Annotated in this window: 13 protein-coding genes; all 13 read right to left on the bottom strand. The window is 29.9% G+C overall.

The window, feature by feature from the left end; all coding sequences use genetic code 11:
- Nucleotides 1–676, bottom strand: a 676-nt coding sequence (locus tag RWQ73_RS06355) for a DEAD/DEAH box helicase (protein ID WP_314407428.1), incomplete at its 3' end; no start/stop codon positions are given.
- Nucleotides 677–1,151: 475 nt separating this feature from the next.
- Nucleotides 1,152–6,704 (bottom strand): ZmpA/ZmpB/ZmpC family metallo-endopeptidase, encoded by a 5,553-nt coding sequence (locus tag RWQ73_RS06350; protein WP_314407426.1) that lies wholly within the window; start codon nucleotides 6,702–6,704, stop codon nucleotides 1,152–1,154.
- Between the two features lie 475 nt (nucleotides 6,705–7,179).
- The gene (gene deoC / locus RWQ73_RS06345) at nucleotides 7,180–7,818 is read right to left on the bottom strand and encodes a deoxyribose-phosphate aldolase (RefSeq protein ID WP_314407424.1); all 639 of its coding nucleotides are present in this window, start codon (nucleotides 7,816–7,818) and stop codon (nucleotides 7,180–7,182) included.
- Between the two features lie 9 nt (nucleotides 7,819–7,827).
- On the bottom strand, nucleotides 7,828–9,132 hold the full coding sequence (locus RWQ73_RS06340) for a thymidine phosphorylase (RefSeq protein WP_314407422.1): 1,305 nt from the start codon (nucleotides 9,130–9,132) through the stop codon (nucleotides 7,828–7,830).
- Nucleotides 9,133–9,183: 51 nt separating this feature from the next.
- Nucleotides 9,184–9,732, bottom strand: a complete 549-nt coding sequence (locus RWQ73_RS06335) for a hypothetical protein (RefSeq protein ID WP_314407420.1) — start codon at nucleotides 9,730–9,732, stop codon at nucleotides 9,184–9,186.
- Between the two features lie 17 nt (nucleotides 9,733–9,749).
- Nucleotides 9,750–10,046: a hypothetical protein gene (locus tag RWQ73_RS06330; protein WP_314407418.1), complete on the bottom strand. Its 297-nt coding sequence runs from the start codon at nucleotides 10,044–10,046 to the stop codon at nucleotides 9,750–9,752.
- Entirely contained in the window at nucleotides 10,046–10,525 is a 480-nt protein-coding gene (locus tag RWQ73_RS06325; RefSeq protein ID WP_314407416.1) for a crotonobetainyl-CoA--carnitine CoA-transferase, read from the bottom strand. The genes RWQ73_RS06330 and RWQ73_RS06325 overlap by 1 nt, the downstream gene beginning before the upstream one ends.
- Before the next feature lie 23 nt (nucleotides 10,526–10,548).
- Entirely contained in the window at nucleotides 10,549–11,538 is a 990-nt protein-coding gene (gene floA, locus RWQ73_RS06320; RefSeq protein ID WP_314397549.1) for a flotillin-like protein FloA, read from the bottom strand.
- Nucleotides 11,539–11,559: 21 nt separating this feature from the next.
- Nucleotides 11,560–12,183 carry an NfeD family protein gene (locus RWQ73_RS06315; RefSeq protein ID WP_314407414.1) on the bottom strand — a complete coding sequence of 208 codons (624 nt, stop codon included), beginning with the start codon at nucleotides 12,181–12,183 and terminating at the stop codon, nucleotides 11,560–11,562.
- 6 nt (nucleotides 12,184–12,189) lie between these two features.
- A complete protein-coding gene (locus RWQ73_RS06310; protein WP_314086090.1) occupies nucleotides 12,190–12,909 on the bottom strand; it encodes an MBL fold metallo-hydrolase in 720 nt (239 codons plus the stop codon).
- Nucleotides 12,910–13,403: 494 nt separating this feature from the next.
- Entirely contained in the window at nucleotides 13,404–13,769 is a 366-nt protein-coding gene (locus RWQ73_RS06305) for a PBECR2 nuclease fold domain-containing protein (RefSeq protein ID WP_314407412.1), read from the bottom strand.
- An 86-nt stretch (nucleotides 13,770–13,855) separates the two neighbouring features.
- Nucleotides 13,856–14,065, bottom strand: coding sequence for a hypothetical protein (locus RWQ73_RS06300; protein WP_314407410.1), 210 nt, complete (start codon nucleotides 14,063–14,065; stop codon nucleotides 13,856–13,858).
- 370 nt (nucleotides 14,066–14,435) lie between these two features.
- Nucleotides 14,436–14,785, bottom strand: a 350-nt coding sequence (locus tag RWQ73_RS06295; RefSeq protein WP_314407408.1) for an LPXTG cell wall anchor domain-containing protein, incomplete at its 5' end; no start/stop codon positions are given.

The raw sequence follows: 14,785 nt of genomic DNA, 5'->3' as shown, positions 1-14,785 counted from the left end.
TTTTCTCTGGAATTAAAATATATTCAATTTTACCGAATTTTGCATTATCAACTTCTATATACTGAGCATTCTTTAAATATTTTTTCAAGAAATGATTCATTTGTGTTGGAATAGTTGCTGAGAATACTAAAAATTGACAATTTTCCGCTGCTCTTTTAGATATTTTATCAACATCTTCCATGAATCCTAAATCGATCATCATATCACATTCATCGATTACAAGACTCTCAACTTCTTTAATAGCTAAAGCACTTGTTCTATCTAATTCTAATACACGTGTTGGTGTTCCAATAATAATGTGGGGAGCGTTTGATACTCTTTCAATATCTCTATTTAAATCTTGCCCACCAATACACAATGTAATTTTAATATCTTCTTCGGAAAAACTAGCGATGTGCACCGCCATATCATATAATTGTCTAGACAACTCCCTTGTTGGTGCTAAAATTATACTTTGTGTCTTTTTCTTAGTTACATCTAATTTACTAAAAATTGGTAGTAAGAAAGAATGGCTTTTTCCACTTCCTGTTTGTGATTTTGCTACTATATTTTTTCCTTTTAATACTGGTGAGAACACTCTCTCTTGAATTTTTGTTGGATTATCAAACCCTAAATCTATTACTGCCTTATTTACAAATTCATTAAATTTATATTGTTCAAATGACTTTGGTAACATTAAAAATCTCCTCTATAATTTTTTATATTATTATTCTATAGACTCTTTCTATATAGTCCACAATCTCCTGCATAAAGCTATTTAAATAATAATTCTTGCTTCACGCCATAATAAACCATCTTTTATTATACTATAAATAGGTGGAATTAGCTATAAAAAACACTGTTCACCTACTTATTATTAGTTTTCAAGGTAACTTTCTCTTTAATTACTTACTAAAATTTACTTTTAAAATTTATCTATTTATTTTACTTTTATTAAAAACTAATAATAAAAACAAAAAAAGTGACTAGACAAAATCGAGTTCGTCTAGTCACCTCCCGCAATAATTTATTAGATATTTAAAGAACTTCTATAAAGCAAATTATAAATAAACCTCTTCGTCTATGAGTTCTCTTATGAACTTTATTAAGGTACCATTCCTTTCAATAGAGTTCTCATAAGATTAAATTAATCTATAAATAAACTCATTTCCTTATTTAAAAATATTTTCCGTAAATCCATCTGTGACTTTAAGAAGTTGTTTAAACACCTTAGTTTTAAGTGAAACTGTATTTCCATAAGACTCTTTCCCAGTTTTAGTCATTTGGTCTAAATCTTTTTGAACTGCATCGTTAAACATTTGTTGTAATTGATCATAAGAGGTCACATGTACATTATCAATATCTATCTCAACAAAGCCATGTTTTGCTTTCTCAAAAACTTCTCCATACCAGTGTTTTTTCCATGCTTCAAGAGTCTCAAAAGCTCCTTTAGATACTTTTTTGATAATATACTTATCACTTAAAGTTGGTAATTTTTCTTTATTAGCTGCATCTTTGTATTTATTTGAAACATAACTAGTAAATCCATCTTCATAACCATAGTACCCCCACATACGGAATGCATTATGTTTGAATGATAATGAACCAGGTGCTCCATCGCTTGAATTACCTCCATAGATACCTGCCATCATATTTACATTTACATAAGCAGAATTTGGCATCAAGTCTTCAGGTCGATAACGCCCATTTCCAACACCATGCTTAGTCGCAAAGTTATTGTCTACCAAATCATTAATAGAAGTTAATTGTTTAGTTTTTTCTTCATCTCTCAAATCTCGTACTTTATCCCATTGATTTGGTTCAGTCAGTTTATTATATTCATCTTTATAACGATATTCTTTATCTATTTTTCTAAACCATTTACTATTATCAGTTAGTCGTTTACTAATAACTGCATCAGCTTCTAATTGATCTAGCATCATCATAGCTTCATTATAACGTTTCATGTAGTCATCTATTTCTTGTCTGTTTTTTAATTTATTAGGATCATAATTATACCATTGATCTCCATTGTTTGGTCGAACATATGCCATATTTAACCCTAGAGCTCCGTACTCTCCATTTGTCGTAGAACTATCAGGTGTTTGTAACATACCTTGTGCATACGCCTCAAGATCTGTACCTTCACGATGCCAATTTCCTCCATAATACACCAAGCGGTCATTTACATGGGTTGTTTCATGAGTAAATGCCGAAATACCGAATTGACTAATCATATCTGTCACCATAAAGAACACTGCATCATCATTGTTTGGAGAACCATAGATTCTAGCCATAGCACCCATGTTTCCATTTGTATTGTGATAACGCCATGTCGGTCCATATAACTCACGTACAGGAGCTACTACATCTCTACCATTATTCGCAAATCCATAACGGTTAGAGCCACCATTATAATTTTGGTTATCCCAAACTGCAGTTGGTACCATATTATCGCTCTTCAATAGTCTATTTCGAACTGATGACAATGCTAAACGAGACCAGAAGTCTAAGTATCGTTGCTGCGCATTTGCAACTTCATCAATTTTTGCTTTAAATTGATTTCGTTCTTCTTCTGTATATTTTCCATATTTTTCAAAAGAACTGTACGCTAAAGTATTATATGTCGAAATCAAGAATATATGAGCATTTTTCAAATTCAATAATGGTAAAATCATACGCCCGTGTATACCATTATTTAATCCATCATAAACTCTATGTTTTTTATTTACAAAATCTTGAGTTGTGGTAGTAGGTTCAGATATATAAACATTATTTTCTGTTGCATGTTTAAACCAATCATTTAAATCTGTATCCGCTGTGAATAATTTCATATTATAATTTAAAAATTCATGTAAATTACCTTTTCCAGTACCACCTGCTATAACTTCACGATAGGCGTCATTTGTACGATCACCTTTTATATAACTTTCCTTAGAACCAATTTTGATAAGTCTATCAAGTACATCAACATTTTTTCCATAGAAATCAGGTTTGAAAGTCATCATATCTTTTATATTCATACCATTATATTTAATTCCGTAATATCTATTTAGATATGTTAATCCAAGCATAATATTAGTTTTATTTAATTCTACTTTTTTAATTAATGCTCTTTTTGCAGATTCGTCATCATTTAATTGATGTTCTTCATTTTCTACAAGTTTTTTAACAAACTTATCAATATTATCCCTAACTTCCTTGAAGCTTTCTTCTAAGAATAAATCACGAATATATCCATTTTGACGCACTTCACTATTAGCTGTAGGATCATTTCTAGTATCTCTCTTTTCAAGTATATTACGAACAGCTTGAGACTGTAACTCAACAGATAGCAATAATTCTTTAACTTTAGCTTCTAAAGTATCTCTATTTTTAATAACTATATTTGGCGTATATACTATATCTCTTAAGTTTTCTATACTATATTCTTTCACTTGAGCTACTTGAGAATCTTTTACAGAAATATTGAACAATTCTTTTGTTCCATCAGCATAGTGAACCATGATTTTATTAGCATTTTCTGAATCTGTTACAAATTCTGTATCCTTCATAGCTGTTACCGATAAAACTCTCTTAGATACAAGATTAGAGTTTTCATCTAATTTATTACCTTGATTTACAATCCAATCTTTATTATAGAATGGTTGTAGTTTTTCTATATTACGATATGCCTGATTACGCTTCTCTTGGTAATCTTGAATATTTTTATATTCATTTTCATAAGAAACTTTGTTGTTAAGCTTATCTACAGTTGGTTGTGTACTAACTAATTTATCAGCAGTAATCATCATAGCTTGAATTTTCGTATCTGCTTCTTCTTTAGTAATATCTTTGATTCTATGAGAGTTTCTATGATTTTTTCCACCTTTACTAATACCTGTTACAGTGAAATTCTTATTAACAACCCAGTTCGTAACATTTTCATCGTCCATATCATTTGATCCAAAGAACACGTCACCTTTCTTAACATCCATCATTGTAACAGTATTTTCAATAACACCCCAAGGCCAGTTTTTACCTATAAGACCTCCATTTTCTCCACTATTTGGAACATCAATAATACCTTTTGCTACAGAATTTCTTATATATCCCCATCTACCTATACCATCAGAATTTAAACCATGGCTTATGTTACCTGCTATTCCTCCTGTTCGTGATCTATCACCCGTAATTTCAGCATCAACATAGGCTTTTTCAATATTACCACGCCAAACATCACCTGCTATTCCGGCAAGATTAGATCCCCTATTTCCTGTTGCTTGAACTTTTCCAATGAATGCAATATTAGTCATTTTCCCTTCGTCTAACTTATTAACAATACCAGCCACTTCGTTTGCCCCAATGACACTACCCGTTACTTTAACATTTTCAATAATTCCACCTTTTGCTATCTGTGTAAGTGTAGCGACATCATTTGTTCCTGGTAAATTAATATTTACATTCTCTAAGTTTATATTTTTAATAGTTGCATTTTCTAATTTACTAAATAAAGGATGCACTAAATTATGAATAGAATAATGTTTATCATCAACACTTGTTAATGTTCCAGTAAATTTCTGAGTAACATAAGATTTTCCAAGTGGTTTTATACTAACCGCGCTTAAATCAGCCCCAAGTTTGAATGTTCCCGAAGGAGTTTTTTGCATAGCTTCTATTAAATCTTTAAAATCATAGTACACATCACCAATATGTGGTTTTGGTTTTGCAATATAATAAGAATAAGTATCTTCTATTTTATTTTCACTCGTTCTTTGTACTAAGTCTTGAGCTTTTGCACTAACTTTATAAAACCAATCTTCTCCAACTTTTACTTCTTCTATTTTATCAATAGCAAGCTTGGTTGTTTTATTATCATGAGAAGTCACTTTCAAATAATATTCTTTTATATTTTCTGGAATAGCGTTTAATAAACTACTATCAGATTCCTCACCTTGTTCGTTAACATGTATCAAACTTGTTTCTTTGATATTTTTAACTTCAACTTTTTTTAGATCAAGCCTTAGTGGTCTCTCTTCTAATACTGAAGTCTCATCTGTTTTTCCTCGATTATAAATCATAGTTGTTCTAACAACATAGTCTTTATACAATTTAAGATTATCAACAATATCTTTTAATTTAGATGTAGTTAAATCTAGTCGTTTAACTACATTTTCACCATCACGGACTTCCGCCATAATAGATTTAATATCAACTGAATCCTCATTTTCTAAAGTATATGTCAAGTCAGCAGAACGATCAAGAGTATGTTCTTCAATCTTAGCTAATGTTAATAAAGGTGGTTTTTTCTCTTTTGGAATTTCTTTTACTGGATTCTCTGGCTGTACTACCGATTCACCCTTCTCACTTACCACTCCTTCTGGATTCTCCGGTTGCACTAACGATTCACCTTTCTCACTTACCACTCCTTCTGGATTCTCTGGTTGTACTAATGATTCGCCTTTCTCACTTACCACTCCTTCTGGATTCTCTGGCTGTACTACCGATTCACCTTTCTCACTTATCACCCCTTCTAGTTTTTCTGGTTGTACTAATGATTCACCTTTCTCACTTACTACCCCTTCTGGATTCTCTAATTGTACTAACGATTCTCCTTTCTCACTTACTACCCCTTTTGGATTCTCTGGTTGCACTAACGCTTCGCCTTTTTTAGAAACACCCGTTCCGACAGCTATAACTTTATTAACAACTTGTTTAGTAACAAATGTTTTGATAACTCTACTAGTTTCTTTACCATCAGCCGTCGTTACTTCACTAAACACCACTTTTTCTCCATTAACACCATCTTTAAGAACTTTAGTCTCCCTTTTTGGCAATGTATTGTCAAGTTTTATAGTAGTTTCAAAAGGGATAACTTCCTTAGTTGATCTTAGTTCTGGTTTATTTATAGATAAGTTACGTACACCTTCTTCAGGGAGTGTTCTATATTTAACCTTAGATCTCACAATTTCATGATTTTTATTACCAGATTCATTATTAAATTTTTCTTCTTCAATTTTGCGTTGTTCTGAATTCTCATTTTTTTCTATTTCGGTTAGCGATTTTTCTTGTTTGGTTAATATAGACTCAACTTTTGCTATATCTTTCGTTTTTTTAGGAAGATTAATTTTTGAATCTTGAGAAAAATCATTTAAATCACTTTGTGTAAAAAATCCCATATATCTATAACCATCTATTTGAATTACACCTTTAGCAAGTTCTGAATAGTTAGTTATAGTTGTTTTTGTGTTATACTGAACCAAATCTTTATTTTCTAAAGCAAACGAATGATATGGTACTACGACACTTTGACCTATAGTCCCTATCAAAATTACACCAAGCACTTTATTTCTATATTTTTTTGATATTAGAAATACCACTAAAAAGGCTGTTCCTAAACCTAATTCTGCTAATGGGAGTGAACTTTCTCCTGTATTAGGTAATGATTTTGTTTTCAGTGTTTCGTTAATAATATCTTGATTTTCTTTCTTATAAACCATATAGTACGTTTCATTATTTTTCAAGTCATTTGGTACACTATTTTTAATTAAATTTTTTTCCGACTCCGTAAGTTCATTTTCACTAAGATAGGTATAATTAACATTTACACCATTATCACTAGCAAAAACTTCATTTGGGACATGACTCCCGAATATTAGAGCACCAATAACAACAGGTGCTGCTCCAAATGATAATTTTCTAATTGAAAACTTTAAAATTTTATTATTTTTATTTTGTACTCGCATAATAAATTTGCTCCTAAATACATATTATTGCAATTTTATTCTATCAAAAAAATATCTCTATTACAATTTAGTTTTCACCATAAAACAGATCTACAAATAATAATTATTTCATTTACAGCTAATTAAAATAATGCTGTATTATTTTTTCTTAATACATAAAAGCAACACTACTTCATTTTTAAAAAACAAAGATATAATTTTTCTAAAGAATTAATTTATACCAAAAATAAAAAAAGGAATGATTCATAAATATGGTAATTTTTATAAATTCACCGAGGAATCACTCCTTATAAAATATTCTATTTACTTTTATTAATCATAATCTTATAATGATAAAGATTAGTCTTTTATTTCTAATATGAGTTTCTTTATTTTATTAATAATAAAAGTTAATTCCTTTTATTCTATTATTAAAATTAAATAAACTATAATAAATAGTGAAAAGTATTTACATTTCATCTATTACTAAATTATATTATTTTACAATCTCTATTCCAGAGCTTGTTCCTAATCTTTCTGCTCCTAAATCAACATATTTTTGAGCAGTCTCTTTATCTCTAACTCCACCACTTGCTTTAACCTTAGCATTATCACCTACAACAGATTTCATCAATTTTACATCTTCATATGTTGCTCCACCTGTTCCGAAACCAGTTGAAGTTTTTACAAAATCTGCTTTAGCTGCTAATGATAATTCACATGCTTTAACTTTCTCTTCATCAGTTAAATAGCAAGTTTCGATAATTACTTTTAATACACTATCTCCTATAGCCTCTTTGATTTGACGAATTTCATTTTCAACAAATTCAAATTCTCCATCTTTTAATTTAGCAATGTTGATAACCATATCAATTTCGCTAGCACCATTTTCTACCGCTTCTTTAGCCTCGAATACTTTTGCAGCAGTAGTCATTGCACCTAATGGGAATCCTACAACAGCCGCAACCTTCACGTCTGTTCCTTGTAAAAGCTGTTTAGCATCTGCAACATAACATCCATTAACACAAACACTATAAAATTCATGCTCTATTGCTTCCTCACAAAGTTTTTGTACGTCAGAGCTACTAGCAGTAGCTTTTAAAATTGTGTGATCGATATATTTATTTAATCCCATTTTTTACCTCTATTCAATTACTTCTAATATATTTTTAATATTTTCTATTTTTTCATTTCCAATAACATAGGCATCTAAGACCATAGCTTTACTAGATTGAACATTTTTTTCATCATTATAGTAGATTTTTGCGATAATATCACCTTTTTCTACCTTATCTCCAACTTTTTTCTTAAGTTCAATCCCCACCGCATGATCTACTTCATCTTCTTTTGTTGCACGACCTGCTCCAATAACCATTGCAGCCTTACCTATTTCTTCAGCTTTAATTTTTGTAACAAAACCTTCTTCTTCTGAAAATACTTCAAGTACTGATTTAGCCGTTGGTAGTAATCCATAATTATTTACTACTTCACCATCACCACCACTTAATTCAATAAACTGTCGTAATAATTCTAAAGCACGACCATTAGCAATTACTTCATCAATTTTCTCAGACGCTTCTTCAAATGTCTTAACCTCACCTTTATGTTTCAAAGCTAAATAGACAATTTCATAAACAACTTCTTTTAGATCACTAGACCAGTTTCCTTTTAAAGCCTCTATTCCTTCAATAATTTCATTAGCATTACCAATACTGTATCCTAATGGTTCTTCCATATTAGTCAAAACAGCTATTGTTTTTCTACCTACACTATTTCCAATTTCAACCATTCTACGAGACAGTTCTCTTGCATCCTCTATTGTTTTCATGAAAGCACCGTCGCCAACTTTAACATCTAAAATAATTAAATCCGATTGAATCGCTAACTTCTTACTCATAATACTACTAGCAATTAGTGGTATACTATCTACTGTAGCAGTGACATCACGCAATGCATAGATTTTTTTATCTAATGGTACAATGTTATCACTATATCCCATTAGTCCTACTCCAGTTTTACTAGCTACCTCCACTAACTCTTCTTTGGTTGTGCTGAATTTAAAATTTCTAATAGCTTCAAATTTATCAATCGTCCCTCCAGTATGACCTAAACCTTTACCAGATAACTTTGTTGCAGCCATACCTACAGCTGATAAGATTGGTCCTAAAACTACCGTAACCTTATCTCCTACACCACCTGTAGAATGTTTATCAACTAGATAATGATCTAAATCATCAAAGTAGATTGTATCTCCAGAATCTCTCATAGTTAATGTAAAATTAGTAAGTTCGTCTTTTGTCATATTATTAAAATAAACAGACATTAAAAATGAACTCATTTGATAATCTGGTACTGTCCCTTTAAGATATCCTTCTAATAAAAATTCAATTTCAGCTTTTGTAAGTTCTTTATTCTTTTTCTTCTTATCTATGATATCAACAACTCTCATTGTTTCTTCTCCTTAAATTTACTAATTTAAAAGATAGAAATTAAATCCTATCTAAAAGTCTTTACAATAAAAATTAGTCATTCTGTATTTTTCATTTTCAATATATATATTATTAGATACCTCTATTATCTGCAAACTCTTCTTATCTTTTAATATTTTATATATCTCTTCTTGACTCTTTTTGCTATATACTATTTTATCACGAATCATGTACATTTTGTAGCCTAATAATATTAATGTATAATTTTTATATTTAAAAAGTATTAAAAATAACACATAATATATAATCAGTAATATTATTATTTTAAATATAAAATGAATTTTATCATTAATAATTAAGAAGGTAACTATTATCATAAGGACTAAATAGTACTGATCAATTCCACGCTGTTTGGAAATCTCCTTTTTTCCACAAACAAAAATATTTGTAGGTTTGCTTGTATTATGTAGTAGCAATGTAAATATAGATATTATTATAAGAATCGTAGTCAAAATTATATCTACAACATCCTCTCTTACAAATGTGTATATAAATAACACAAAATAAAGAGGCATAAATGAATAAATACAATAACTAATATAGTTAAATGGCTTTTTCATATTACACCTCCTATTTATTATCTTTTACTTTTTGGTTTTGACAATACTTCTGAAAAAATTATATCATTAAGTATTCTTTCTTTATCAAAATTTAAAGAATTTGAAACTATTTCTTCTTCTCTATCAACTATAACTCTAGGTTTTCTTTCAAAAGACTCTTCTTTACCCCTAGAACTATTACCACTTATATTCACGGGAGATTTTTTTAGCTTTAGCTTCTTTTTTACGGGAATTTCTTCTGTTCTATCTCCTTTAAATTTTTCAAAAATTAACGAGAGAATAAACATTACCAAAATGAATATAATTGAATTCATTATCTTCCCCTCCTAGTATTTCTATTAAGATACTCGTTAGCTATTATTCCACGAACAAGATTTTCTTTAGAAAATTCTAGTTTTTTTGTATCCTCTTGTTTAATTGATGTTTTCTGAAAGTTTCTTTGTATATCAAATCTATTTTTTCCTCTATTATAATTTTCATTATAATACTGTTGGTATTTATTTACAGTAGAACTATCAACCTGTTGTTCATATATATCTTCCTTATAAACTTGTTGATTCTCTAATGCCTTTTCTTTGATTTCAGAATCATTTAAGCCATTTTTTGCTGCCTCTTTGATTCGCTTAATTTCTTCCACTGCTTTTAACGCCTGTTCACGTGCATTGTCTAATTCCATCTGTTTCGAATTATCTAAATTTTTTCTGTATCGTTTACTATCAGAAGCAAAAACAACTACGAAAATAGCAAAAATTATGATAAATATTATTGGTGCTGCGAAAATTAAAAACGACATTTCACACCCTCCTTTTTATCTAATTATTTACCTGCTCCTGCTTCAGGTTGTGACATACGTTTAATCGAATCCCTCATGCCTGTATCAGCTTCAATATTTTTATAATTCATGTAATCCATAATACCTAAATTACCTTCTTGGAAAGCTTTCGCCATAGCAAGCGGTAATTCAGCTTCAGCTTCTACAACTTTAGCACGCATTTCTTGAATTCTAGCTTTCATCTCTTGCTCAGCTGCAACCGCCATTGCACGACGTTGTTCAGCTTTAGCTTGTGCTATATTCTTATCAGCAATAGCTTGTTCAGTTTGTAAATTAGCACCGATATTTTGACCGATGTCCACATCTAGAATATCGATTGATAAGATTTCAAATGCAGTACCTGCATCTAATCCTTTATCTAAAATTGTTTTCGAAATTCTATCAGGATTTTCTAAAACCACTGTATGCGATTCAGAAGAACCAATTGTAGAAACGATCCCTTCACCTACACGGGCAATAACAGTTTCTTCTCCAGCTCCCCCTACAAGTCGTTCGATATTGGCACGAACTGTAATTCTTGCTTTCGCTTTAACCTCAATACCATTAATCGCAACACCTGCAATATATGGTGTTTCAATAACCTTCGGGTTAACACTCATTTGAACTGCTTGAAGAACATCACGTCCTGCTAAATCGATAGCCGCACAACGTTCAAATGTTAAACTTACTATATTAGCTCTGTGAGCTGCGATAAGAGCATTAATTACTCTATCTACATTCCCTCCAGCTAAATAGTGACTTTCTAGTTGATTAATAGTAACTGCCAATCCTGCTTTGTGCGCTTTAATCATTGGATTAATTACTCTACTTGGAATAACACGTCTCAATCTCATACCAACAAGTGTGAAAATACTCACCTTTACACCTGCTGCAATCGCACTGATCCAAAGACCAAGTGGAAAGAAAGTAAAGAAGATTGATAGCACAATCAGCACTACTACTACAATTATACCTGTAAATACTAACTCTGGCATAATACTACCTCCTTATTTTATTTATATTTTCTTAACTACAATACGCATTCCTTCAACACGTATAACTTCAATTTTATTACCTTTTTCTATAAAATCCCCATCAGTAACTACATCTAATTTCTCATTTTCAAGTATAGCTACACCTGCAGGACGCAAATCCGTATATGCTATTAGTTTTTGACCTAATAATTCCAATCTACTTTCACTAGCTACATAGCCATCTTCTGTAGATATAGAATCATTCAAGACAAGTCTATCTAAAAACATAAGTTTTTTATGAAAAACATTTCGATTTACATAATATAAAATCACTGCAAGGATTAAAGAAATTACCAATATAAAAGCAATATAATATGTTGATTTATTCACATAGATTATTGCATACACTAAGGTAATGACTCCAACAGCTCCTACTATTCCACCAGGAATAAACATTTCAAGCCCAATTAGAGCTATTCCTCCAATAAAGAGCAGAAGGATAAAAATACTTAATCCTGTTGAATAAGAATGAAAGGCAATATATGTCGCTAAACTAAGCAAAGACAGTACTCCAAAAAAATTAAATTTTTTCGAAAACAACTGCTGACAAAAAGCTAGTGACATCGTAATTAAAAGAACCCAATCGAGAGACATCATTAAGTTCATATAAAATCACCTCATTTTTGCATATTCTTTTTCTAGATATTCTAACAATTCTTCTCTTGTAAAGATATTCCCATGTCCAGGAACAGCATGTTCAAAATCAAGTTCTGTTATCTTATCTATATAATCGCGAAGTTTCTCTTTATTGTATGCCATAGGTTTCGTATAGTAATTTTTAGCATGACTATCACCTAAAAATAGCACTTTTTCTTCTGGAATATAAATTAAAAATGCATCGTTAGAATGAGAATTATCATTATATAAACAATTTAATTTAATCTTCCCTAAATTTAAATTGAAATCCGCCATCTTTGGCATATCTGGAATTCTAATTTTTATTTCATGATTTTCATAAACTCTTCTTATAACATCCGCACTATATTTTATTTCAGTTCCATCTTTTACTCTTTGATATAAACTCTCCTTATCCCACTCTAACTGAGATAATTCAATTAAAGAATCTCTAGCTCTATCAGTAGCTATTACCGGGATATCCAAGTACGCAGCCCCAAAACTATGATCCCAATGATGATGAGTTAATATCACATAACTTGGCATAGGAAGATCATTTTCTTTTAATTCATTCAAAAAATTCTCCACTTGAGCAGGTCCATTTCCTGAATCTAACATTACAGAAAAATATTCTCCTTTTACATAACCAAGCGTGGGTTCTAAATACATATATCGTTGTTTTGTATAATAAAATCTATCTGAAAATTTAATTAGCATCCTTATTTCTTCCTTTTGATTATAGGTATATTATAACATACATCTACTAAATTTGAAATATAACGAACTATAATAGAAGTATAAAATGTATATTTACCAGTATATCAGAGTATATTAGATGTATTTCAAAATATAATGGAAGTATTCAAGAAAATAATAGATTTTAATAAATATTTAGATACTTTTCCCCTAAATTTCTCCACAAAAAAGGCGCTGTAATAATGATAAAATAAAAATATGCAATTTAATCTAAATAAAAATATACAAAATAATATAAAAATTCTCCTATATAATTTATACTTCATAATAAAAAAACTAGAAAATCTAATCAACTTAATTTTATATATATAAAAAGAGCCAAGAAAACTTGACTCTTTGTGGATTTTAACGATTATTAATTGGCTGGTCGGTGTATCCAGCATCTCAGGTACCTTTTCAGGTGCGGCAGGAACCCTTTCTGCCCTCAATTAATATCATTTACTATCTACATTTTACTATCTATCTATTTTTTTGTCAACTTTTTTTAGTCGACCGCTAAATAAACGTGATTGCAATTTATAATCAGTTATCGTGTACATACTAGGAATGTAATAGAATTCTTCTGAACTATGTATTTTTAATGCCACTAAAATATTTTCATCAAATACCTTAACATATTCTAAGCACTCCAATTTTTCATTAGGATTAATTCCTACATAATCAGGCTCTTCTAAAATATCTTCTATCTTGTCAAAATACTTTAAAGCGTCAATATGATTCCTTTTAAGTAAATGTTTCTCTAAATTATTTTTTGAATACTTTATAACATTAACATCACTTTGAATTCCTAATAATTCCTTTATCTGTTTTTTTACTTTCATCGTTAAATTCTCCACATTCTTATTATATCTCATTACTACAGTGATTCCTTCAATTTGTTTAGTCGTTCATTCATTATCAAACAAACTTACTTGATTAGGATTCTCTTTTGTTTTTCCGAAGATTTACCGAATAATTTTCTCTTGAAAAATTCTAACTGTTCTTTAAGAAGGCAATTTTCATGTTCTAACAGTTCAACAGTTTTGTTAAATTTTATTTTATCTTCTTCATGTCTATTTAAAAGTTTTTCAAATTTACTTAATACTTCTTCAAGTATTACTGTTTTATTAGAAATCATATAAAATATCTCCTCTTTTGTTTAACTCTATTATACTATAAAAAGATAGTATTTTCTGTAAAAATTTCAACGGTTAGTATCTTTTATTTTGGGATAAATGGGAAATGAAAATGATAAACAGTTTTAACATTTTATTTCCTCCATTTCTACTTTATGTTTGTATTATAAAGGAATTTGTGCTTGGAGGATAGATACCTCGTTATTGGACGCTTACTATTATTTAACGCTTACCTTACAAACAGTCTCATTAGAACTTTCTCAACATATTTCTACATTTCCAAAATTTATCATACAACCAAAAATTCTAGGTAATATATAGATACTACCTAGAATTTTTTTATATTTTAAAAAGTATATACAGTTTAGTTTTTTACTTATTTCTACGACGTTTAGTTGCAGCTAGTAATCCACCAAACAATGCTAAACCTAATCCAGCTAAACCTGTATTAGTTTCAGTTGTTCCTGTGTTAGCTAAACGTTTTGTTGAAACTTTTTGAACAATTTCTTCTACTTGAGGTGTTTTTAGTTCAGTTGATTTTACTGGTTTAATTGGATTTGTTGGTTTTATATTTTGACGATATACGTGGACTATATTTCCTTTTTCGTCTTTCTTAGTTTCTATGTAAATGTACTCTGGAATGTCTTTCTTATCTTTCGTTCCTTTATCTGAAGGGTTGATTTCTTTTCCTTCTTCATTCACATAACTTGTTACGACTTGAC

It is taken from the genome of uncultured Gemella sp., from assembly GCF_963525875.1.
Classification (GTDB): domain Bacteria; phylum Bacillota; class Bacilli; order Staphylococcales; family Gemellaceae; genus Gemella.
The sequence above is the reverse complement of the archived record's forward strand: the minus strand, read 5'-3'. Positions and strand labels throughout refer to the sequence as shown.